Genomic DNA, 22,396 nt, shown 5'->3' with positions numbered 1-22,396 from the left:
CAGCCATTATGAACCCTCATGTAAAGTATTTTGTAGCTTCTGTAGCTTTCTTTTTTGTTGTATCATCATCTTTAGCGGCGGCTCCTCCGCGTAATTATTATCAGCTTAAAATATATCATTATAAAACCCAGGCGCAGGAAGATAAAATTGAACATTATCTTCAGCAAGCCTACGTTCCGGCGGCGCATAGGGCAGGTATAAAAAATGTGGGCGTTTTTAAGCCTGTTAAGCAAGTTGATACCGCCAGGCTTATTTATGTGTTTACACCTTTTACATCATGGGATAAGCTGATGGGGATAGATCAAAAGCTACAGGCAGATGCCGCATACGCTGCCGATGGCAAGGATTACATTGATGCTGCTTATAACGAACAACCATACACCCGTATAGAAACCATTATTCTTCAGGCTTTCCCCGGTATGCCATCAACAGATGTACCTAATTTAACTGCCAACAAAACCGATCGCGTTTACGAGTTGAGAAGCTACGAAAGTCCGACCGAAAAATATAACGTAAACAAAGTAACCATGTTTAACGTAGGCGATGAGATAGGCCTTTTTAAACGTTTGGGCTTTAACGCTGTATTTTATTCGGAGGTGATAGCCGGCAGCCATATGCCCAACCTGATGTACATGACCACCTTTAACAACATGGAAGACAGGGATAAACATTGGACTGCTTTTAACAACGATGCCTACTGGAAAACTTTATCGGCCAAGGCTGAGTACCAGCATAATGTATCGCATGCGGATATCATTTTTCTGCGCCCGGCAAACTATTCCGACTTTTAATTAACAGGGGTATTATTAAGCTTGTTTAATTAAAAGTAAATTTTAAGAATAGATGTTTATCAAACTTGATTTGTGAATAATTACCCCGAGCTGTTTCTTAATAGGAATAAATAATAAAAAATATTGTAACATACAGGTGCAAATACACGTATCGTGTTACAAATATTAATTATTAACTATATAATCCTTAAATTAAGATGAAGATCAGGAAACCTGCCCTGTTATTAGCTTTTATAGCCTGCACGTTTGTATTAAGTTCATGTGATAAAGAAACGAATGATCCGGCCGTTACCGGAACCTTATCTGCAACAGTAGATGGTACCACTATTAATTATGCCAATGTTGTGGCCGTACATGCCGTTGTTGATGGCAAAACTTTTACCAATATTGAAGGTACAAATGGCAAAGATACCTTGTCAATCACTTTGGCCGGCAACATTACAACCGGTAAAACCTACACCTCAACAGCTGTCAGCGATGATGATAAGCCGATTTTGCTGATCTCGACAAAAGACGACGATTATTTTAATGACGATGAAGTTGCTGATCCTGCCAAAATAGTTACGGTTAGCATTACCTCGGCCTCCGTTAACACTTACCAGGGAACATTTAAAGGCAACCTGACCAATACTGTTGGCGACGATATGGGAACAGCCAAACATAAAGCCGTTACCAATGGAAAGTTTAGCGTTAAGGTTAACTAAGCTAAAGTATAATGATTGAAAGCGCTGTGTACACAGCGCTTTTTTTTTTGCCTTTTTTTAGGGCTATCGGCAGGATACGGCTACGGTTCGGAAACGAAATATTTGTCCGATATCGACCACTTTTTTAAAATTTAATTTGTTTAATTTGTTGATATTTAGTGTTTTAATATTGGTATAGCTCTTGCAAACTCTTATCCAAAATTATCACAATGGATAAGGAGATCGCGCTCGAAGTTACCTCGGCCAAACGCAAAAAAACGGCGTTGGTTGTCGTCATAGTTATTGCAGTACTTGTATTTGCCATATGGCTTTTACGTGGATACATCAAATCATCTATCAACCGCTCTGAAATTACTGTTGCCACGGTTGAAGTAGGCAATATCGAAAATACCCTCAACGCCAGCGGTGAAGTTTTACCTGAGTTTGAAGAGATCATTACCAGCCCCATCAACGCGTCGATAAAAAGTGCGTTGGCGGATGCCGGGAACAAAGTAAAACCCGGTCAGTCGTTATTGACGCTGGATAAATCGGCCACCCAAACCGATTTTGAAAAACAGAAATTTCAGCTCGAAACCAAGCGGGCAGAGATAGCTAAATCCAAACTCGATCTGGATAAAAGTTTCTACGATATTAAATCCAATAACGATATCAAACAACTACGCATCAGCAACCTTGCCGATGCCGTTGAAAACGCCAAGCGATTGTATAAAGCAGGCGGCGGCACCCGCGAAGGTATTGAACAAGCCGAACTAAACCTGAAAGTAGCCCAACTGGAAAAAAAGCAGTTGGAAAACGAGATCAAAAGCAAGCAGCAAACCATGCAGATCGAGATCAGGGAAGCGCAGATAGCTGCCGATATCCAGCAAAATGACCTGAACGCACTGCAACGTAAACTTGACCTTGCCAATGTAATTGCTACCCGTGCCGGGGTGGTAACTTACGTAAACAAAAACATAGGCGCCACCATTCATGAGGGCGAAACGCTTGCCCGTATTGCCGATCTGGGTAGTTTTAAGATTCAGGGAAGTATCTCGGATAACTCTGCCGATCAGGTGCATAGTGGCCTTCCTGTTATCGTCCGCATTAACGATGCGCAGCTTAGAGGGCATGTAAGTAACGTATCCCCATCGGTACAAAACAGTATTATCTCGTTCGAGGTGCAACTGGATGATCGCGCCAGCAAACTACTACGCCCCAATATGAAAGTGGACGTGTTTTTAGTGACGGCCATGCACAGCAAAATTATGCGTGTAGCTAATGGTCCGGCATTTAAAGGGCCGACAGTGCAAGACATTTTTGTGCTGAACAACGGCAAAGCAGAAAGGCGGACAGTACACATCGGTCTTACCAATTTTGATTTTGTGGAGATAGAAAGCGGGGTGAAACCCGGCGATGTAGTGATCACATCAGATATGAGTGAGTATAAAAACTCGAAGGAAGTGACGGTGAAAAATTAAAAATTTTGTACTCCGCCGCTGTTGGTGTTCCGCCGCTGTTGGTGTTGTCACCAACAGCTATACGCCACGCACAGGAACGCGGGTTATCGTGAGGAGACAATCATCGGGCTTCGAAAAGTTGTTGGTGACAACACCAACAACGGCGGGCGCCAACAATAGCGAGGTTTAAAAAAAGACATTAACAATGAAATATTTATACATCATATTACTATCAACCTTAACCACAACTGCGTTAGCCCGCAGTGGTAGCGATACCCTGCGGCTAACCTTGCAGCAGGTGGTTGAGCTGGCCAAGGCCAATTCCATAGCGGCCAAACAGGCGGCCACCGTGCGCGAAACCAAGTATTGGGAATACCGCACCTATAAATCAAACTATCAACCCCAACTGGCCTTAAGTGGTATTTTACCCGGTTATACCAAAACATTTACCCAGGTGCAGCAGCCGGATGGTACTATACTGTTCCAACCGGTGCATAACGATAACTCATCGCTGGCGCTTAATTTTAGCCAGAGTATTACGGCTACGGGTGGTACTATTTATGGCACAACCCAGTTGCAACGCTTTGACGATTTCGATAGGCATAATGTATTGTACAATGGTATACCATATGGTATCGGCTATTCGCAGCCGCTGTTTCAGTTTAACAGTCTGAAGTGGGACAAAAAGATAGAGCCTTTAAAATTTAACGAAAGCAAACAAGCCTACATCGAGGCGCAGGAGAAGATTGCCATTGATGTGGAAGGCTACTTTTTCGATCTGTTGCTGGCCCAGGTAAATCTTAAAATTGCCGAAACCAACCTAATAAATACCGAAAAGATTCTGAAAGTTGCCAACCTGAAATATGAATTGGGCAAGGTATCTAAAAACGAAATATTGCAATTGCAACTGGAGCAGATCAACGCGCAAAAAGCGGTGGGCACAGCTCGACGAGATATGGAGATAGCAACCCTTAACCTGCGCAGTTTTACCGGGCAAGAGGGCGACGATAAAATTGTATTGGAAGTGCCGAAAAACATAAGCAGTATGATCGTATCATCAGAAAAGGTACTGGCCGAAGCTTATGCCAACCGCTCGGATGCTATCGCTTTTTCGCGCAGGCTGGCCGAAGCAAAGCGCGATGTAGCCAAAGCTAAGGGGCAAAATGGTTTAACGGCTACACTGACTGCTAATCTTGGTTTCTCGAATACGGCCACCAACATCCCGGATGTGTACAAGAACCCGCAAAATCAGCAGTTGCTGCAAGTACAGTTATCAGTGCCGATATTGGATTGGGGCAGATCAAAGTCGCGGGCTAAAACGGCTTTGGCCAATCAGCAATTTACTGAGTACTCGGTGGAGCAGGATAAGCAAACTTTTAAGCAGCAGATAGTAACACAGGTATCGCTATTTAATGTAATGAAAGAGCAACTGGTTTATACCGCCAAAGCCGATAGCATAGCAGGTGAAAAATACCAGATAGCCCGCGAACGCTATGTTTTAGGAGACTTAAGCATTACCGACCTCGGCATTGCCTTCCGAGAAAACGACCAGGCCCAGCGCGATTACGTGTCTGCCCTCCGCGATTTTTGGGGAGCCTATTACCAATTGCGCTACCTTTCGCTCTACGACTTTGAAACAAACAAAAAAATCACCTATAACTAACAAACCACAATTCACTCAATCACTAATTCAAAAATCGACATTTATATTATGATCCGTTTACAAAACATTGAAAAGGTTTACCGCACCGATACCATCGAAACCCTGGCCCTCAACAGTGTGAGCCTTGATATAGCCAAAGGTGAGTTTTTATCCATCATGGGCCCCTCTGGCTGTGGCAAAAGTACCCTGCTTAACATTATGGGCCTGCTGGATGCGCCATCAAAAGGCGAGATCAGGATTGACGACCAGAAAACCGAAGGCATGAACGATAAGCAACTGGCGGCGTTCCGAAACAAAAAGCTGGGATTCATTTTTCAAAGCTATCACCTCATTAACGATCTGCAGGTATTGGACAACGTGGAGTTGCCACTGCTTTACCGCGACACAACAGCCAAACAACGCCGCGAACTGGCTGCCGAAGCTTTGGAGAAAGTGGGATTGGCTAATCGGCTAAAACATTTCCCAACACAATTATCCGGCGGTCAAAGACAGCGCGTGGCCATAGCAAGGGCCATTGTAGGCAGACCGGAAATTATCCTGGCCGATGAGCCTACCGGTAACCTGGATAGCGCCATGGGTAATGAGATTATGGATATTCTCATCAACCTAAACCGTAACGATGGCACCACCATAGTAATGGTTACTCACGATGAAAATATGGCCCATAAAACCCACCGTTTGGTGCGCCTTTTTGATGGTGCCCAGGTTTTGTAATTCACCGCGTTAAACAAACTATTATGCTTAAAAATTATTTTAAAATAGCCATAGCGGTATTTAAACGGAATAAGTTTTTCACGTTTATAAGCCTGTTCGGTATCAGCTTTACACTAACTATCTTATTGGTATTAACCGCTTTTGTTGATAAAGTTTTAAACGATAATTATCCCGATAAAAAACGCGACCGTCTGCTTTACATCAATAGGTTGGAGCAGCGGAGTAAGGATGGGATGATGTCGGGCACTATGTCGTACTATTATCTGAGCCATTTTACAGGTAAAATGAAAACGCCGGTTAAGGTGGCCATATCATCCATGTTTAATGGTACCAACACCTATGTAAACAACAAGAAAATAGCGTTAAACTATAAATATACTAATGCCGAATATTGGGATGTACTCGATTTTGATTTTGTTGAAGGCAAAGGCTTTAACAAGCAACAGGTAGACCATGCCGATAGGGTGGCTATCATATCTGAAGATATCAAAAAACAATATTTTGGTGATGTTGGCCCGGTGGTTGGCAAATACATCGAAGCCGATAACGTAAACTATCGTGTGCTTGGGGTAGTCAAAAGCGTGCCTGTTACCGATTACATGTTTTATAGTGATATTTATTTACCCTATACAATATCAAAAGGGGGCGACTATAAAAGCAAAGGATATTCTGGCGGTTATATGGGCGTGTTGCTGGCAAACTCTGCAAGTGATGTGCCTAAAATGCACGAAGAGTACGAGGCCCTCGTAAAACGGATTCCTCCAGAGCGTAAAGATTATACCCAGATCCATAGCCATGCCAACACATTTCTGTATGCCTTCCTGGATACCGGTAACGATGGTAAATCGGGCGTAATGATTGTGGTTACGGCCATCAGTATATTCGTTTTCATATTTACACTGTTGCCAACGCTTAACCTGGTCAATATTAATATCACCCGGATTATGGAGCGTTCGTCGGAAATTGGGGTGCGTAAAGCTTTCGGGGCCTCGTCAAAAACGTTGGTTTATCAATTTATTGTCGAGAACCTCATTCTCACAATTTTAGGGGGCATCCTTGGTACGGTGTTGGCCGGTATAGTTTTGTATGCAATTAACCATGCTGATCTGATCGCCAACCTCGAGCTTACTATCAACTTTACGGTGCTGTTTATCGGCGTGTTGCTGTGCGTGGTTTTTGGTTTTGTATCGGGCGTTTACCCGGCCTGGCGCATGTCTAAATTAAATGTGGTTACAGCGCTTAAAGCTCAATAATTATTCATCACTTATTAAAATATTATGTTTAAGCATTTATTTAAACTCATCTGGAACAAAAAGAAACAAAACTTTTTGCTCATCACCGAGATGCTGGTATCCTTCCTGGTACTGTTCGCGGTATTTACCCTGATGATGTTCTATTACGAAAATTACAAAAAGCCAATGGGGCTTGATTATAACAATGTATGGGTTGTTAACTACGAAAGCAACGCGGATATCAAAAACGCCGATTCGTTAAAGTTATATTACGAAGCCTTGCGACAAAACATTAAATCATTGCCCCAGGTAAAGGAGATAAGTTACACCAGTGGTAACATCCCTTTTTCACAGCAAACTAACCAAGGGGCTTTTACATTTAGAGGCAAACGTACAAACGGTATTAACAATTTTACGGTTGAGGATGGCTACAATGATGTGTTGAAGCTTACCCTGCTTGAGGGGCGCTGGTTTAACAAAACTGATATAGCCGGTAAAAATAAGCCGATCATTATTGATGCCGATCTTAAAGCGGCAACTTTTGGTAATGAATCGGCCGTTGGAAAATTGATTGGAAACGACGATGATAAAGAGAAAATGAGGGTGGTAGGCGTAATCCAAACTATAAAAAAGGATGGCGACTATTCGAAGGCCGGTCCGGGTATGTATTACAGAGCCGATACCGGCTCGTACAGGTGGATGAACCGGATTTTGGTACGTGTAGCTCCCGGTTCGGATGCTGCATTTGAGGGTAAGCTTTACAAAACCATCGCCAATTACAACAAAAATTCGAGCGTTGAGATTGAGCATCTGAACAATAAATTACGCAGCACCAATTACTTCGCGCTTATCCCGATGATCATTTTGGGTATTGTAAGCTCATTTTTGGTGATCAATGTGGCTTTGGGGCTTTTCGGTGTGCTTTGGTATAATATCAATAAGCGCAGGGGCGAAATTGGTTTGCGCAGGGCTATTGGTGCTACAGGAGGCTCGGTATCGGCCCAGTTGGTTACCGAGGCTATGTTGCTGGCAACTTTAGCTTTAATAGTGGGCGTTTTCTTCGCGGTGCAGTTTCCGTTGCTCAACGTGTTCGATCTGGCAACTAATATTTATATCGAAGGGATCTTGTTATCGGCGTTGTTTATTTACCTGCTGGTGTTTATTTGCTCACTTTATCCCGGTAAGCAGGCCGCGGCCATTTACCCCGCTGTTGCTTTACACGAAGAATAATTACGATATTACCTGCCTGTTATGATACTGGTTATTGATGATGATATTGCCGTACGCACCTCGCTTATCCTGCTGTTAAAAAGCGAGGGGTATGATGCCGCAGCTACTGCCGAGCCAACCGAAGCCCTGAAAATTATCAAGAAGAAAGCCCCCGAGTTGATCATTCTTGATCTTAATTTTTCGATAGATACTTCGGGCAGTGAGGGGATGGATTTGCTTGGCAAGATCAAGTCCATCAACAGCGCCATCCCGGTTATCCTCATCACTGGTTGGGGCAGCATTGAATTGGCTGTAAAAGGTATGAAGCTTGGTGCCAACGATTTTATTAATAAACCCTGGACCAACGAGCACCTCATCCAATCAATAAAAACCCTGCTTGATCTGCAGGATAAAAAGACGGAACACCGCACACGCAAGCAACTGGATAAAACTTACAATTTTGAAAACATTGTAGGCGAAGATGCCCGGATGCTGGATATTTTGGAAACCATTGGTCGTGTAGCCTCAACCGATGCATCGGTATTGATTATGGGCGAGAGCGGTACCGGCAAGGAACTCATTGCGGAGGCTATCCACCAGAACAGCCTCCGCAGAAATAAACCTTTTATCAAGGTGAATTTGGGTGGCATTTCAACCTCGCTGTTTGAAAGCGAAATGTTCGGCCATATCCGTGGGGCTTTTACCGATGCCCGGTTTGATAGGGTGGGCCGCTTTGAAATGGCCAACAAAGGCACCATTTTTTTAGATGAGATTGGCGATCTGGATGCCGGAAGCCAGGTGAAACTGCTCCGTGTTTTGCAGGATCGTACCTACGAAGTATTAGGCAGCAGCCGCACCAAAACCGTTGATACCCGCGTGGTTTGCGCTACCAATAAAAACCTGAACGAGATGGTATCTCGCGGTACTTTCCGCGAGGATTTGTTGTACCGAATTAACCTCATTACCGTTTACCTGCCCGCCCTGCGCGAGCGGCCTAAGGATATCCCTTTGCTGGTTAGCTTTTTTATTAATAATTTAAAGCAAATCTATAACCGGCCAAACCTATCCGTTGCGCCATCGGCCATGAAGTGGCTGCAGCAGCTACCTTTACCGGGAAATATCAGGCAGTTGAAAAATTTGGTAGAGCGCTCAATTTTGGTGAGCAGGAGGGATGAGTTGAGTGTGGACGATTTCCGCTCGCAGTTGGAATTATCGCCGGTAAAAAAGGGTAATATCCAGTTGCCGGGTGTAGGTACTTTAACTTTAGAGGAGGTAGAGGTTGAAATGATAAAACGGGCCTTAGATCATCATAAAAACAAAATAAGCAAAGCCGCCGCGGCATTAGGCCTTACCCGCAGTGCCCTTTACCGGCGACTGGAAAAGTACCAGATACCTTACGATGAAGCTGAGGACTAAATACATTTTATTTGTGGTAATGCTGCACCTGCTTACCCTGGTGCTGGCATGGTTTATTTTTATCAATAACAAGATCTACTTTATCATAGCCGAGGCTTTTGTATTGATCTCGGCGGCCATAGCTATCCAGCTTTACCGTCAGCTTGTTTTACCCGTAAAAATGCTGATGCAGGGGGTGGAAGCCATAAAAGACAAGGATTTTAACGTTAAATTTTTAACAACCGGCAAGCTGGAGGTTGATGTACTGATCAATGTATATAACCAAATGATGGACGAACTACGAACCGAACGCACCCGGCAGGAACAACAACATTTCTTTTTAGAAAAACTGATCTATACCTCGCCAACGGGCATCATTATCCTTGATTTTGACGACCGTATACAGCAGGTAAACCCTAAAGCCTTGCAATCACTCGGAATGGAGGAAAAAGCTTTGGTTGGCGAGTTAATAAGCGAGCTGGACCATCCCATATTTTCTCATATCAAAGCGCTTAAATCCGGCGAAACGATAGTGGTGAAACTTGATGGTATTAACTCTTTTAAGCTCCAAAAATCACATTTTATAGATAGGGGCTTTTCGTGCCATTTTATTATGATGGAGGATCTCACTGCCGAGATCCTTGCTGCCGAGAAGAAGGTTTATGGTAAGGTGATCAGGATGATGGCGCACGAAGTTAACAACACCATCGGCCCGGTAAACTCCATCATGCAATCGGCCATGAAAACCGATCAGCTTTGGCAGGGTCATGATTTCGATTTGATTAAAGATGCTTTGCAGGTGGCTATGGACAGGAACCAAAACCTCAACCTGTTTATGCGCAACTTTGCTGATCTGGTGAAATTGCCGCCAGCTAATAAACAGCCAGTCGTATTGCAAAAGTTGATCAATTCGGTTGTAAAACTAATGGCTATCCGCGCCGGAGAAAAAGGTGTTGAATTACTTTCAGATCTGCCCGAAGCGCCGATAACTATTTTAGCTGATGAACAGCAATTGGAACAGGCTTTTATAAATATCACTAAAAATGCTATTGAGGCGATTGAGGGTAAGGGTTCCGTAACGTTTGCTATTGATATCAGGGCAAAAAAGCTGGTCATTACGGATACAGGTAAGGGTATTAGTCCAGAGCAGCAGACTAACCTTTTTACGCCTTTTTTTAGCACAAAAAAGGATGGGCAAGGGATAGGCTTAACACTGGTGCGCGAAATAATGCTGAACCATGGGTTTGAGTTTTCGTTGAAAACAGTTGCTGAGCGGCAAACGGAGTTTGCCGTTTGGTGGGGGTAAAAATATAAAAGTATAAAAAAACAAAACAGCCGCTTGGTTCCAGCCGAGTGGCAACTACCCCACGGCCTCTGGCCGACCACTCAAATAAACCGATTGAAATTCAGCTATAGATTACTTTCGGCCTATAATCTGTAATTCGGTCAGGCGCGGCGGCCAGAGGCCGCTTCAGTAGTTGCCACTCGGCTGGAGCCGAGCGGCTGATTTCTTATTTTATTAGATATCCCCAAAACAAAAAAGCCGCCCCGAAAAAATCGGGACAGCCATCCTTTAAATTAAAACTATACAGGGGTATTAATAGCCGGTATTTTGCTTAAGCTTCGAGTTCAGGATCAGCTCGGCAGATGGTATTGGAAACAGGCGTTTATTAACGTCGTTATCCGTTTTATAGCCCCAGGCTTCTTCGTATTTACCAAAGCGGATCAGGTCGTTTCTTCTCCAGGTTTCCCAGTTAAGTTCGCGTGCGCGTTCCTGTAGCAGGTTAGGCAAATCAACGGTAGTCCAGGTAGCGGCTTTACGTTTTGCTCTGAGTTGATTAACTAACGATAAGGCGGTTTCGCCGTTAGTTGGAGTAGCGCCGCGTAAAATAGCTTCTGCTTTCATCAGCAAGATATCGGCATAACGGAAAACCGGAACGTCGTTACTTTGGTTACGGTCGGTAGCGGTAACATCCGGGTAATATTTGTTGTTGCGGATGCCTTTGGCTTTGCCCAGCTCATCGCCGCCAACTTCGAAGGTGGGTACGTCAACCAAAGTCAAGTCAGGCGTAAAAGTTAACTGAAAATCAACCGGGGCGGTAGGGTCGGGGCCATTGTATGACGCATCCAAGCCTTTTTTGGTGGTTTTGATAATGATGGGGTTACCAGCAAAATCATACTGTTTGCCAATAAGCCACAGGCTTGTACGGATATCATTAGGATCATTAAACTGCGCATAGTACGATGGGATGGTACTGCATGGGTTACTTAAGCGGTATAGCAAACCATATTTAGCCTGTAATGCCGGGTGCAGCGAATACCAGCTAAACTGCTCGCCCTGAGCTAATGCGTGATCATAAGGAATAGCGAAAATAAACTCTTTTATTTTAGGCCCGTTATCCGGGTAAAACATTTTTAGGTAGTCATCCTCTAAAGCAAATTTGCCAGATTGCGTAATGTTATCACACATTTTAACGGCATCATCATAACGGCTGGTGCCGGTGTAAACCTGCGCGTTCAGGTACATTTTAGCAAGGATAGCGTAAGCTGTAAACTGGGTTGGGCGGCCGTATGTAGTTTGATCAACCACCGCACTTAGGCTAGGAATTACCTCGTTCAGCTCTTTTTCAATAAAGTTAAAAACATCTTTACGGGCCATAGTAGCTGGTTTATCAGCCGAGCCGAATGTGGTTACTACCGGGATATTGCCGTATAGGTCCATCATGAAAAAGAACATCATGGCGCGGGTTGCCCTTAACTCGGCGATGGTAGTGGCTTTGGCTGCGTTATCGGGGGCAGTAGCGAAAGTGGCTATGATGCGGTTACAGGTACTGATAGTACCGAAACCCCATGTCCAGGTGTCTTGCACTTGCGGTAAATCGGCGTTCCAGTTGTGATAGTGTAATTGCTGGTAACGACCGCCGTCACGCCAGCCGCCTGCTCTGGCGGGCATAATTGCTTCGTCGGTACTGAGGGTTTGCATTTGCCAGTACGATTGGGCGAATGAGCCGCGTAGCTGCGCATAAGCAGCACCCGAAGCAAGGATAAACTGTTGCGTGGTTGTAGGGAAGTTGGATGGCGTTAGTTCGGTCTCTACCGGCACATCAACCTTGGTGCATGATGATATGGTGATTGCGGCAAAAAATATGGCGCAGTATTTATGAATGGAAGTTTTCATGTTGATTTGTTAATGGTGGATGATTTAAAACGATGCACTTAAACCGAACAGGAAAGCCCTGGTACGCGGGTAAAAATTCTTGTTATCGATGCCCGGCGTTAACCCGCCTAACGAAATTTCGGGGTCGATGCCTTTGTAACCTGTTATTACCGCGAGGTTGTTACCCGCTACATATAGGCGCAGGTTACGGATGCTCGGGGTGAATTTTGGGAAGGTGTAACCAAGGGTAGCATTATCCAGGCGCAGGTATGAGCCGCTTTCGATGTAACGATCAGAGTACAGGTAAGCGTTCACATCCTTAGGCGATTCGTTGGCTGATGATACAGGCAGGTTGTAGCTTCGTACATCGCTGGTACGGTTCAGATCGGCCAGGGTAGCGTTTAAGATCTTGCCGCCAAATGATCCTCTCACAAAAACATTCAGATCAAAATTGCCGTAAGTAAAGCTGTTATTAAAGCCGAATACCAGCTTAGGCTGCGCGTTACCGGCGTAGAAATAATCTTTAGAAGTTGGCGTAGTAGTTACACCGCCGCTATGGCTGTAAAACTGTGATACGCCGTTGGAATCCTTTCCTGCATATTTATACAACAGAAACTGGCCAACAGGATAACCTGTTTTCAGGATCTGTACTTTGTAACCGGTTTCACCCTGGCCACCCGGTTCTGCCTGCGGGATTGAATCTAACTTAAAACTGCTGTTTGACAGCGATACCAGTTTGTTTTTGTTGTGGGCGATGTTTACCGATGTATTCCATTTAAAGCTGCCTGATACAATTGGCGTAGCGTTGATGGTAACCTCGTAGCCTTTGTTAGAGATCGAACCTACGTTGGCGGTTAAAGTGCCCACAAAATATTGCGTGGTTGATACCGGGTAAAAGTAGATCAGGTCGTTGGTTTTTTTGTCGTAAGCCTCAATCGTACCGCTTAACCTACCGTTGAACATCGAAAAATCCAGACCTAAATTGTACATGGTGGTTTTTTCCCATTTCAAATCGGCATTGGCATTTTGCGATGGACCGATAGAGTTGGTAAACACGCCATTATAATAAAATGCACCTGCCGAACCGTATTTGATCTGCGAAATCAAAGGATCAAAACCCAGCGAGTTACCGGTGATACCATAGCTTCCACGCAGTTTTAAATCATTAAATAAATGCTGGTTTTGCATAAATGATTCTTCGGTAATTCTCCAGCCTAATGATGCCGATGGGAAAGTACCCCATTTATTGTTGGCACCAAAAGCCGATGAACCATCGCGCCTTAATGATAATTGTAGTAGGTATTTGTTATCGTAGCTGTATTTAGCGCGACTGTAGTAAGAGATCAAACGCAATTTTTGATACAGGTTTGGCCTCCAATCAGTCCTGAAATCACCGGCAGGCGAGCCAAGGCCGATGTTCAGGTAGCCGATATCATCGGTAGGGAAGTTACGGTTGTTGGCCTGGAAGCCGTCGCCGTTCACATCTTGTTGTAAGCTGTAGCCTGCTAAAACATTGATATCATGTTTGCCGGTGGTTTTGGCATAGGTAAGGAACGTTTCGCCCACTTTGCGGGTGTTTTCAAATGCCGAGCGGTAAGCTTCTCCATGCACACCCTGATCCAACGTGTATTGGCTGTTGTAGTATGAGCCGCCGTTAACCTGCTCGTTTTGAGTTGAGAGGCTGATGTTATAAGTGAAACCTAAAGGCAGTTTTAACTCGGCGGTAGCGTTAATTAAGCTGAGTTTGCTTTTGGTTTTCTGATAGGCATCTGCCAATAAAGCCACCGGGTTATAGTACTGGATGCGTTGCAGGTTTTCGGTATAGGCACCATTTTGCATAACCGGTACGGTTGGTAGGTAACGCAACATGTTATACAACACAATGTTTTGGTTTGGGATGATATCCGAATTACTGGTAGAGTTATTTACCGATAAACCCAGTTTCAATCGATCGTTAAAAGCCTTTTGCTCAACTGCCATTTTGCTGGTGAAACGGTTAAGGGCACTACCTTTTAAAATACCTTTATCATCAAAATAATTTACCGAAGCGCTGTACGTGGTTTGGTTAACACCACCTGCAAGAGATACGTTGTGGTTTTGCGAGTAGGCGGTGCGGCTCACTTCTTTTTGCCAGTCAGTATTTGCGCCTTTCTGATCTGATGGATCAAGAGCCAGGTTATTTTTGCTCATGTAGTCGGCCAATTGCGTTGCGTTCATCATTTTAATGCTGTTGGCAATTTTTTCAACACCTGCATAGGCATTGTAAGCAACCGAAGTTTGGCCGCTTTTACCTTTTTTTGTGGTGATGATGATTACACCGTTAGCAGCGCGGGTACCGTAGATGGCGGTTGCCGAAGCATCTTTCAATACATCGATAGTTTCGATATCATCAGGTGTTACCAGCCTGAAATCGGCACCTGCTACACCGTCAATTACATAAAATGGTTCCTGTGCCTGGCCGGTACGGAGGGTTGATGGGCCGCGAAGGCTGATAGAAGGGCTTTCATTAGGATCGCCCGAGCGGGTGATATTTAAACCAGCCACTTTGCCTTGAAGCAGTTGCGCAGGGTTATTGAACGCGCCGCGGTTAAAATCTTTATTCTGAACGGTTACGATAGAGCTGGTCAATAACTTACGCGATTGCTTGCCATAACCCACAACCACAACTTCTTTCAAAGCTGCCTGGTTCGAATGTAAAGTGATGTTAAGGTTACTGCCCGAAACGGCGGCTTCCTGCGGTTGGTAACCGATGAACGAAAAAACAAGTACAGCATTTTCTGCAGCTTCGATATGATAATTGCCGCTTGCATCGGTAATGGTACCATCAACGCTTTCTTTAATTTTTACCGAAACGCCGGGCAAGGCTTCGCCGGTTTGGGCGTCGGTTACTTTGCCGGTTACGCGCAAAAGCCTGGCGGCGGTTTGTACGTAAATTACCTGGTCTTCACGTTTAAAAGAAAGACCCGATTGTTTGGCTATCTTTTTCAATACATCATCAATAGGTTGGTTATTGGCATTCAGGCTGATCTTTTTGCTCAGCTGTGCTTCGGTGGCATTATGTATAAAGTGCAAACCGGTTTGTTTTTCGATTAAGGAAAACACTTCTTTTATTGATTTTCCTGATACCTGTACGGTGCAAACCGGATCGGAAGTTTGATTTATTTTGGCTGCGTTAGCCGGTAATACAGCGCACAGTAAATAAATCGCGCTTAAAAGCGAGAATATATATTTTTTCATATTTTTGAGATTGCTAATACTAATTTGAATTGGGCCCTTTGGCGAGGACCTGATCACGGAACGGGCGGTATGATCTGATCATGCTGCCTGTTGTTGTTTTATGCTTTTCTTTATTTCATTCAATGTTTATTTAGTTACATTTTCCGGATATGATCATGGTATTGCCCTGCATTTTCCATGAGATATCCGAAACCATTTTGATTTGCCCCAGCACTTTTGTAAGCGGGATATTTTGGAACGTGCCTTTCAGCTTACAACGCAGCAGGGTGCTATCCTGCAGTTGTACCGGGATGCCGTACCAACGGCTTAGCTTTTTGGCGGCGTCTGTCCAGCTATCATAGTTAAATACCAGTTTGTTTTCTTTCCAGCCGGTAATGTCTTCGGTAGTAAAATCGGTAACGTGAGCTTGTGCGTCGGTTTTTGAATAGGTCATTTGTTTGCCCGGTTCGAGAATGATACGTTTAGATAGATCATTATTCATATCAACCTGCACTTTTCCCTGTACCAGGGAAACAGTGATATTGGCATCATTGGCATAGGCCGAAACGTTGAAATGGGTACCCAATACCTGTGTGGCTACTTTGCCGGTATGTACAATGAATGGTTTTTCGGGATTGCGCTTTACATCAAAAAAAGCCTCTCCATCTAAATAAACTTCACGTTTTTCATCACCAAAATTGCCGGTTACGCGTAGGTTACTTGAAGCGTTAAGGGTAACTGTAGTACCATCCGGCAGGTTGATCTTTTTCTTTTGGCCCGGTGAAGTGTGATTTTCTGTAAACGCTAAAGCACTGCCAGATCGGTTACTCAACCGCGCATTATAAAACCAAAACGCGCCGATCAATACAAGCACCGAGGCAGCGATGGCTATCCATGGCCTGAGTTTTATAATAGTAGTTTGCTGAGAGGGATTAACCGGTTGATTTGAAACGGCTTCCAGTTCATCTATCTTTTTGTTAACACGGTTCAGCGCATCATTAGCCCTAAGATTATTATGGGGAACTGTTTTCCTGGCCGACCAGATCTCGGCGATATCCTCAAACGCGTCAGAAAATTCTTTATCCGTCTGAACTTTTTGTAACAAATACTGCGTTTCCTCTTCGGTTATCTTCCCCTCCAGGTAGCCTATGATCAATAGGTAATGATGTTCATCCATGTAAGCCATTTTGAGGTAGGTATTCAAAACGGCACAATCCGATTACATGATTTTACGATTTAATGTAATGTTAATATTACTGCGGATTATTTAACAATAGCAAGCGCTTGCGGCAGTAATTAATGGCCCGGTAAATATGGGTTTTTACCGTATTGGGCGAGATATTTAAAATTTCGGCAATTTCCTGGTGTTCCAGCTGGTGTTGCCAGTGCATCATGAAAATGAGTTTTCCCTGCTCGGGCAGTTCATCAACAAAACGTTGGATCATCACACGGCGCTCTTTCCTGAACAGGATCTCATCGGGATGGAGCTGATCGCTGATAGGTTGTTCGGAAGCATATTCCTCGGGCAGGAGCTGCATTTTTTGATTTTTGCCGTTTAATGTGTAGATGCGGTTTTTTACAGCGCCGTACAGGTATGATTTGATGGAAGTGTGAATTTGTAACCGTTGACGTTTCAGCCACAGATCTAAAAAGACATCGGCAATGGCATCCTCGCCATCATCAGTACCTGCACCTAAAAAACGGTAGAAATCAGCTAATAATGGATAGTATTTCAGAAATAAAGAATTAAAAGCGTCCCTGTCATCCGCCTTAACTTTCGACAGTAATTCGATATCCTCCATTATCATGTTGTCAGTTCGGCAATAATATCACTAAGCTGTTACAATGGTCGGTGTTGTGTATTAAGTTATTGTTAAACTTTTGGGAAAGATGCATCAGTGGTCATAGTCAACAATCATGTCATTGCGAGGCACGAAGCAATCGCGAACTCTACAGAGCAGACCTGCCTGCGTGCGATTGCTTCGTGCCTCGCAATGACATGGTTAAGATTATCTCATAGCATACAAATTAATATAATTGTATTAGTTTTTGCTTAATCCTTTTAGTAATGTTGTAAACCAATTTAAATGTACCTTTAACAGATAATACTGCAATTACCTTAACCATGCAAAGACGGCATTTTCTTAAACTTTCTGCAACAACATCGGCAGCATTGCTTTTTAGCAGACTTACTCACGCGGCCTCAAACGGAACTTCAATGATCAATGCGCCCGACGAGGTTTGGGCACAATCGGGCACCGAATGGGTGAAACTTGCGGCTACCAACGGATCGCACTACACTTTTAAAGAAATATCAGTAACCTTAAAAACCAATGGCAACGCGCTTGGCGTTTATGCTTCATCACCTAAGCAGGAACTGAATGCTGTCCGCTTAAAATGGAAACATAACACCCCTACATCCGCCAAATTTTTAGGCGACCATTGGGAACGTTCATACGGCGACCTGAAATGGAAAACTATAGCTGCGGGCATTAAAAATCCATGGTATGTAATTATCCATGATGATAAGCAAACCGCCTGTTTCGGCGTAAAAACCGGAGCCAACAGTATTTGCTGGTGGGGAGTTAGTGATAATAGCATTGAACTTACTTTAGATACAACATCTGGTGGGGTAGGCGTACTTTTAGGTGACAGGCAGCTACACGCCGCGGATATCATTACCACCAACGGTAAAACGGGTGAAGATACTTTTGCCGCAACACACCGCTTTTGCAAAATGATGTGTGATAAACCGAGGATCCCCAAACAACCTGTGTATGGTATTAACGATTGGTATTTCGCCTACGGCAATAATTCGGCCGATCTGATCAGGAAAACCACCGCCATGATGGCCGAACTGGTAACCGATCACAGCAACAAACCATTCTCGGTTATTGATGCTGGTTGGGCCACTTATTCACCGTTATTACCTGGCGATGGCGGTTGGAACGATGATTTTTCAAAGCCTAACGATAAGTTTAAGGATATGCATATCCTGGGCGATGACATCAAGAAGATGGGTATGCGTCCCGGTTTGTGGATGCGCCCGCTTTGCGCGAAGCATGATGAAAAAGCCAGCTTGTTGGCGCCGAAGATTCCCGGCAGGGACGACCCCAAAAACCCGACACTGGATCCTACCATTCCGGAGAATATAGCCCGCATTAAACACAATTTTGATGTGTACAAACAATGGGGCTACGAAATGGTGAAGCACGATTTTTCTACCTATGATATAGCAGGCCGTTGGGGTTTTGATATGAAGAATAGCTTTACTTCACCAGGCTGGCATTTTAATGATAGGTCGAAAACGAATGCCGAGATCATCTTAGGTTTATACCGCGCCATCCGCCAGGCTGCAGGCGAAAATATTTATGTGATAGGTTGTAATACTATGAGCCACCTCTCGGCGGGTATATTTGAACTTTGCCGCATAGGCGATGATACCAGCGGCCACGAGTGGGCGCGCACCCGTAAAATGGGTGTAAATACGCTGGCTTTCCGTTTGCCGCAGCATAATGCTTTTTACGCGGTTGACGGCGATTGTGTAGGTCTTACTAAAGATATTGAGTGGAAACGTAACAAACAATGGCTGCAATTATTAGCCGAAAGTGGTGCGCCGTTATTTATCTCCGGTCAACCCGAAGCCATGGGCGAAGAGCAAAAGAAAGCGGTAAAAACTGCCTTTGCACAAGCTGCTAAAGTACAGCCAATTGGCCAGCCTTTGGATTGGATAGAGACCTTAACACCATCTAAATGGAAACTGAATGGCAAAGTTGTGGATTTTGATTGGGCGTAGAGTATATTTTTCGCAAAGGCGCTAAGCCGCAAAGGTTTTGTGGAAGAGTAGATGGCGTAGAATTAAGTACGCAAAGATGCTAAGTCGCAAAGGTTTTGTGAATAGTTACAGAATAGTGCTGCGTCGCAAAGGGGGCTTAGCGTCTTAGCGCCTTTGCGTGCTTATATAATCAATATGCAAGGCAACTCCGGGCTTAGCGTTCCCGTAATTACCAATAAAGCCAGAATAAACCTGGCTTTATTGGTTAATATTCCTTGAAACAGATCATCAAAAGCATTGGCCTGGTATTAAATCACCAGGAAAAATCGAAACTCATAAGGCTTATTGTTGCCGATGTGGTTATCGCCCTGCTTGATGTTGCTTTTTTAGGGGCTTTGTTACTCATCGTTAATTTTTATACGCAGAATACTGCTGTTCACGTCACAACTTTTTTGCCTGCTAAGTTGGCTGATAATCATTCATTATGGCTTATCGGTATTTTTCTGCTGCTTTTTGCCTTCAAAAATTGTATTGGTTTTTTTGCTCAAAACTCGCAACACCATTTTTATTATGATGTAGCTTCGCGATTATCTGAAAGGAATATTCGCAGATACCTTGATGCTACTTACAGCGAATACATCCACGTTGATTCGTCGGTACAGATCAGGCGGATCAGCCAGCAGCCTATCGAGTTTAGCCATTATATCCTTACCAATTTTCAGCAAATTATATCGCAGGGGGTACAGATCGTTTTTACCATAGGCGCTATCACCCTGTATCATCCAACCTTATTTGTATTGCTGTTTGTATTGTTGCTGCCGCCGGTGGCGGCTTTGGGCTGGTTTATTAAAACGCGGTTGAAGGCTATACGGGGGCAAATCAAAACGGTGAGTGAAAAAATGCTTCAGCACTTAAATGAATCGTTATCGGGATATGTGGAAAGTAATATCTACCATAAAAATGAATTTTTTAGTCGCCGTTTTTTCAATTATCAGCAACAGTTAAATCAAAATATTGCTTCGCAGCAAACCTGGCAAAATTTGCCATCGAGATTGATGGAGGTATTCGCGGTTTTGGGTTTTTTTATCCTGATCGCTGTAAATAAACTTACCGGTGATGCTCCGGCTGTAAGTATCATAACCATAGGCATTTTTGTTGCTGCGGCTTATAAGATCATCCCCGGAATAGTAAAAATATTGAACAGTAGCGGGCAAATGAAAACCTACGAGTTTATCCTGACCGATTTGGTTGTTGAAGATAATACAGGATCTATTGCTGCGGATATTATCGATGAGAGCATCAAATCAATCAAATTTGAAAATATCAGTTTTGAATATCCAGATAAACCTGTTTTAAATGCTCTTAGTTTCAATATAGTATCTGGTGATATTATAGGGATTTCCGGAGACTCGGGTAGGGGGAAAACCACCCTCATCAATCTATTGATGGGTTTTTTACCGCCTACAGATGGAGTAATTTATATTAATGATAAGATCACCAGGGCCGAGGACCGTCAGGAGTATCGCAAACACTTGTCGCTGGTGAAACAGCAGCCGTTTTTTATTTACGATAGTATCCTTAAAAATATAACCCTTGACGATACTGTTGCCGATGAACAAAAGCTTACTGGAGTGCTTGAGTTTTGCGGTTTAAATAAATTGATAGCGGGATATCCTGAAGGCATCAATAAGATCATTACCGAAAACGGGAAAAACATAAGCGGCGGCCAACGCCAAAGGATGATGCTGGCGAGGGCGCTTTATCACGATCATGACCTTTTGATATTAGACGAACCATTCAGCGAAATGGATGCCAATACCGAAAACGAGCTATTAAACAAGCTGCAAACCCTGGCGCTGCAGGGCAAAATGATCATCCTCATTACACACAATAAGACCAGTTTGGCTATCTGCAATAAAATTATATCCCCCAAATGAATAAACGTACAAAAACATTGATCATTCTTAGTCCCGGTTTCCCGAAAAACGAGGAGGATACCACCTGTTTGCCCCCTCAACAGATTTTTGTACGATCATTAAGGGCCGAACACCCCGATCTCAGTATCATCGTGCTCAGTTTTCAGTATCCTTTTGCTGCCACCGAGTACGACTGGCATGGCGTAAAGGTAATAGCATTTGGCGGCGAGGGCAGAGATGGCTTTGTACGGCGTAAATTATGGTTCAGTGTTTGGCGAAAGCTGTTGCAACTTAACCGTAAATATGAACTAATTGGTTTATTGAGTTTTTGGCTGGACGAATGCGCGTTTGTTGCCCATTGCTTTTCGAAGTATAAAAATATCAAACATCGTTGCTGGATGCTTGGCCAGGATGCAAAAGCGGGCAACAGATATGTAAAATGGATAAAACCTGATGAAGGTGAACTGATAGCCCTCTCGGATTTTATGGTTGGCGAGTTTAACCGCAATTACGGATTGAAGCCTAAAGCGGTGGTTCCGGTTGGGATTGACACGCAGATGTTTAATGTGGCCCCGGTTGGAAAGGATATTGATATTATTGGTGCCGGGTCATTGATCCCCTTAAAAAGATTTGATTTGTTTATTGAGGTTGTTGATTTATTGAAGAAAGCCTACCCCAATATTAAAACGGTAATTTGCGGTAGCGGCCCCGAACGGGAAAGGTTGCGGGCTTTGATCATCTCGAAGAAACTTGAAAATAATATCCGCTTGCTAAGCGAATTGCCGCATAAGGACTTGCTTGAAATGATGCAGCGCTCAAAGATCCTTTTTCACCCATCGGAATATGAGGGTTTTGGTGCAGTTTCCTTAGAGGCGCTCTACGCCGGGGCAAGGGTAGTGAGTTTTGTTAAACCGATGAATGATGAAATAGCTAACTGGCATATTGTAAATACACTTCAGGAAGCAGAGTTTGTGATTGATAAGCTATTAGGAGATGAGGGTTTGAAATTTGAAGCGGTATTGCCTTTTGATATTAGGGATAATGTGAATAGGATGATGGAGCTGTTTGAGTAACCAAGAACGTGTACTTGCGCTCGTTTCCAAACGAGTGCTTAACGTGGGTTTACGTTTGTAACGTAAACCCAAGACACGCGATACAATCGCTAAACCATATTAAGCGCTCGTTTGG

At 43.9% G+C, this 22,396-nt stretch carries 16 protein-coding genes; 12 read left to right on the top strand and 4 right to left on the bottom strand.

The genetic code is table 11. The annotated features are described in order from the left end of the window. Positions 1–8: 8 nt before the first annotated feature. The 9 genes from AAFN85_RS20000 (at position 9) to AAFN85_RS19960 (ending at position 10,450) form a co-directional block, all read left to right on the top strand. Positions 9–791: an NIPSNAP family protein gene (locus AAFN85_RS20000; RefSeq protein ID WP_347529380.1), complete on the top strand. Its 783-nt coding sequence runs from the start codon at positions 9–11 to the stop codon at positions 789–791. A 197-nt stretch (positions 792–988) separates the two neighbouring features. Further along, positions 989–1,495, top strand: a complete 507-nt coding sequence (locus AAFN85_RS19995) for a hypothetical protein (protein WP_347529379.1) — start codon at positions 989–991, stop codon at positions 1,493–1,495. Positions 1,496–1,704: 209 nt separating this feature from the next. Continuing rightward, positions 1,705–2,952 (top strand): HlyD family efflux transporter periplasmic adaptor subunit, encoded by a 1,248-nt coding sequence (locus AAFN85_RS19990; protein WP_347529378.1) that lies wholly within the window; start codon positions 1,705–1,707, stop codon positions 2,950–2,952. 184 nt (positions 2,953–3,136) lie between these two features. Beyond that, positions 3,137–4,594, top strand: a complete 1,458-nt coding sequence (locus AAFN85_RS19985; RefSeq protein WP_347529377.1) for a TolC family protein — start codon at positions 3,137–3,139, stop codon at positions 4,592–4,594. Positions 4,595–4,642: 48 nt separating this feature from the next. Then, positions 4,643–5,308 carry an ABC transporter ATP-binding protein gene (locus tag AAFN85_RS19980; protein ID WP_347529376.1) on the top strand — a complete coding sequence of 222 codons (666 nt, stop codon included), beginning with the start codon at positions 4,643–4,645 and terminating at the stop codon, positions 5,306–5,308. A gap of 23 nt (positions 5,309–5,331) precedes the next feature. After that, complete coding sequence (locus tag AAFN85_RS19975) at positions 5,332–6,561, top strand: FtsX-like permease family protein (RefSeq protein ID WP_347529375.1); 1,230 nt, start codon at positions 5,332–5,334, stop codon at positions 6,559–6,561. 24 nt (positions 6,562–6,585) lie between these two features. Then, complete coding sequence (locus tag AAFN85_RS19970; protein ID WP_347529374.1) at positions 6,586–7,770, top strand: ABC transporter permease; 1,185 nt, start codon at positions 6,586–6,588, stop codon at positions 7,768–7,770. A gap of 21 nt (positions 7,771–7,791) precedes the next feature. Then, positions 7,792–9,165: a sigma-54 dependent transcriptional regulator gene (locus tag AAFN85_RS19965; protein ID WP_347529373.1), complete on the top strand. Its 1,374-nt coding sequence runs from the start codon at positions 7,792–7,794 to the stop codon at positions 9,163–9,165. Next, positions 9,149–10,450 carry an ATP-binding protein gene (locus AAFN85_RS19960; protein WP_347529372.1) on the top strand — a complete coding sequence of 434 codons (1,302 nt, stop codon included), beginning with the start codon at positions 9,149–9,151 and terminating at the stop codon, positions 10,448–10,450. Before AAFN85_RS19965 ends, AAFN85_RS19960 begins: the two co-directional genes overlap by 17 nt. 291 nt (positions 10,451–10,741) lie before the next feature. Here the strand turns inward: AAFN85_RS19960 and AAFN85_RS19955 are convergent, their stop codons facing one another. The 4 genes from AAFN85_RS19955 to AAFN85_RS19940 form a co-directional block, all read right to left on the bottom strand. Next, positions 10,742–12,322 carry a RagB/SusD family nutrient uptake outer membrane protein gene (locus AAFN85_RS19955; protein WP_347529371.1) on the bottom strand — a complete coding sequence of 527 codons (1,581 nt, stop codon included), beginning with the start codon at positions 12,320–12,322 and terminating at the stop codon, positions 10,742–10,744. A gap of 24 nt (positions 12,323–12,346) precedes the next feature. After that, entirely contained in the window at positions 12,347–15,538 is a 3,192-nt protein-coding gene (locus tag AAFN85_RS19950; RefSeq protein ID WP_347529370.1) for a TonB-dependent receptor, read from the bottom strand. Between the two features lie 130 nt (positions 15,539–15,668). Continuing rightward, positions 15,669–16,721: a FecR domain-containing protein gene (locus AAFN85_RS19945; protein ID WP_347529369.1), complete on the bottom strand. Its 1,053-nt coding sequence runs from the start codon at positions 16,719–16,721 to the stop codon at positions 15,669–15,671. Between the two features lie 49 nt (positions 16,722–16,770). Next, positions 16,771–17,319 (bottom strand): sigma-70 family RNA polymerase sigma factor, encoded by a 549-nt coding sequence (locus tag AAFN85_RS19940; RefSeq protein WP_347529368.1) that lies wholly within the window; start codon positions 17,317–17,319, stop codon positions 16,771–16,773. A 323-nt stretch (positions 17,320–17,642) separates the two neighbouring features. Here AAFN85_RS19940 and AAFN85_RS19935 point away from each other — a divergent pair, with 323 nt between their 5' ends. The 3 genes from AAFN85_RS19935 (at position 17,643) to AAFN85_RS19925 (ending at position 22,281) form a co-directional block, all read left to right on the top strand. Next, on the top strand, positions 17,643–19,313 hold the full coding sequence (locus AAFN85_RS19935; RefSeq protein ID WP_347529367.1) for a hypothetical protein: 1,671 nt from the start codon (positions 17,643–17,645) through the stop codon (positions 19,311–19,313). A 254-nt stretch (positions 19,314–19,567) separates the two neighbouring features. Next, complete coding sequence (locus AAFN85_RS19930; RefSeq protein ID WP_347529366.1) at positions 19,568–21,229, top strand: ABC transporter ATP-binding protein; 1,662 nt, start codon at positions 19,568–19,570, stop codon at positions 21,227–21,229. Further along, a complete protein-coding gene (locus AAFN85_RS19925; RefSeq protein WP_347529365.1) occupies positions 21,226–22,281 on the top strand; it encodes a glycosyltransferase in 1,056 nt (351 codons plus the stop codon). Before AAFN85_RS19930 ends, AAFN85_RS19925 begins: the two co-directional genes overlap by 4 nt. The last annotated feature ends 115 nt before the right edge of the window (positions 22,282–22,396 follow it).

Source organism: Mucilaginibacter sp. CAU 1740, from assembly GCF_039839285.1.
GTDB lineage: Bacteria > Bacteroidota > Bacteroidia > Sphingobacteriales > Sphingobacteriaceae > Mucilaginibacter.
The sequence above is the reverse complement of the archived record's forward strand: the minus strand, read 5'-3'. Positions and strand labels throughout refer to the sequence as shown.

Coding starts and splice junctions, on each gene's coding strand:
- AAFN85_RS19960 (WP_347529372.1), top strand. CDS start 9,149: ATGAAGCTGAGGACTAAATACATTTTATTTGTGGTAATGCTGCACCTG.
- AAFN85_RS20000 (WP_347529380.1), top strand. CDS start 9: ATGAACCCTCATGTAAAGTATTTTGTAGCTTCTGTAGCTTTCTTTTTT.
- AAFN85_RS19975 (WP_347529375.1), top strand. CDS start 5,332: ATGCTTAAAAATTATTTTAAAATAGCCATAGCGGTATTTAAACGGAAT.
- AAFN85_RS19995 (WP_347529379.1), top strand. CDS start 989: ATGAAGATCAGGAAACCTGCCCTGTTATTAGCTTTTATAGCCTGCACG.
- AAFN85_RS19965 (WP_347529373.1), top strand. CDS start 7,792: ATGATACTGGTTATTGATGATGATATTGCCGTACGCACCTCGCTTATC.
- AAFN85_RS19985 (WP_347529377.1), top strand. CDS start 3,137: ATGAAATATTTATACATCATATTACTATCAACCTTAACCACAACTGCG.
- AAFN85_RS19925 (WP_347529365.1), top strand. CDS start 21,226: ATGAATAAACGTACAAAAACATTGATCATTCTTAGTCCCGGTTTCCCG.
- AAFN85_RS19955 (WP_347529371.1), bottom strand. CDS start 12,322: ATGAAAACTTCCATTCATAAATACTGCGCCATATTTTTTGCCGCAATC.
- AAFN85_RS19990 (WP_347529378.1), top strand. CDS start 1,705: ATGGATAAGGAGATCGCGCTCGAAGTTACCTCGGCCAAACGCAAAAAA.
- AAFN85_RS19980 (WP_347529376.1), top strand. CDS start 4,643: ATGATCCGTTTACAAAACATTGAAAAGGTTTACCGCACCGATACCATC.
- AAFN85_RS19935 (WP_347529367.1), top strand. CDS start 17,643: ATGCAAAGACGGCATTTTCTTAAACTTTCTGCAACAACATCGGCAGCA.
- AAFN85_RS19940 (WP_347529368.1), bottom strand. CDS start 17,319: ATGGAGGATATCGAATTACTGTCGAAAGTTAAGGCGGATGACAGGGAC.
- AAFN85_RS19970 (WP_347529374.1), top strand. CDS start 6,586: ATGTTTAAGCATTTATTTAAACTCATCTGGAACAAAAAGAAACAAAAC.
- AAFN85_RS19950 (WP_347529370.1), bottom strand. CDS start 15,538: ATGAAAAAATATATATTCTCGCTTTTAAGCGCGATTTATTTACTGTGC.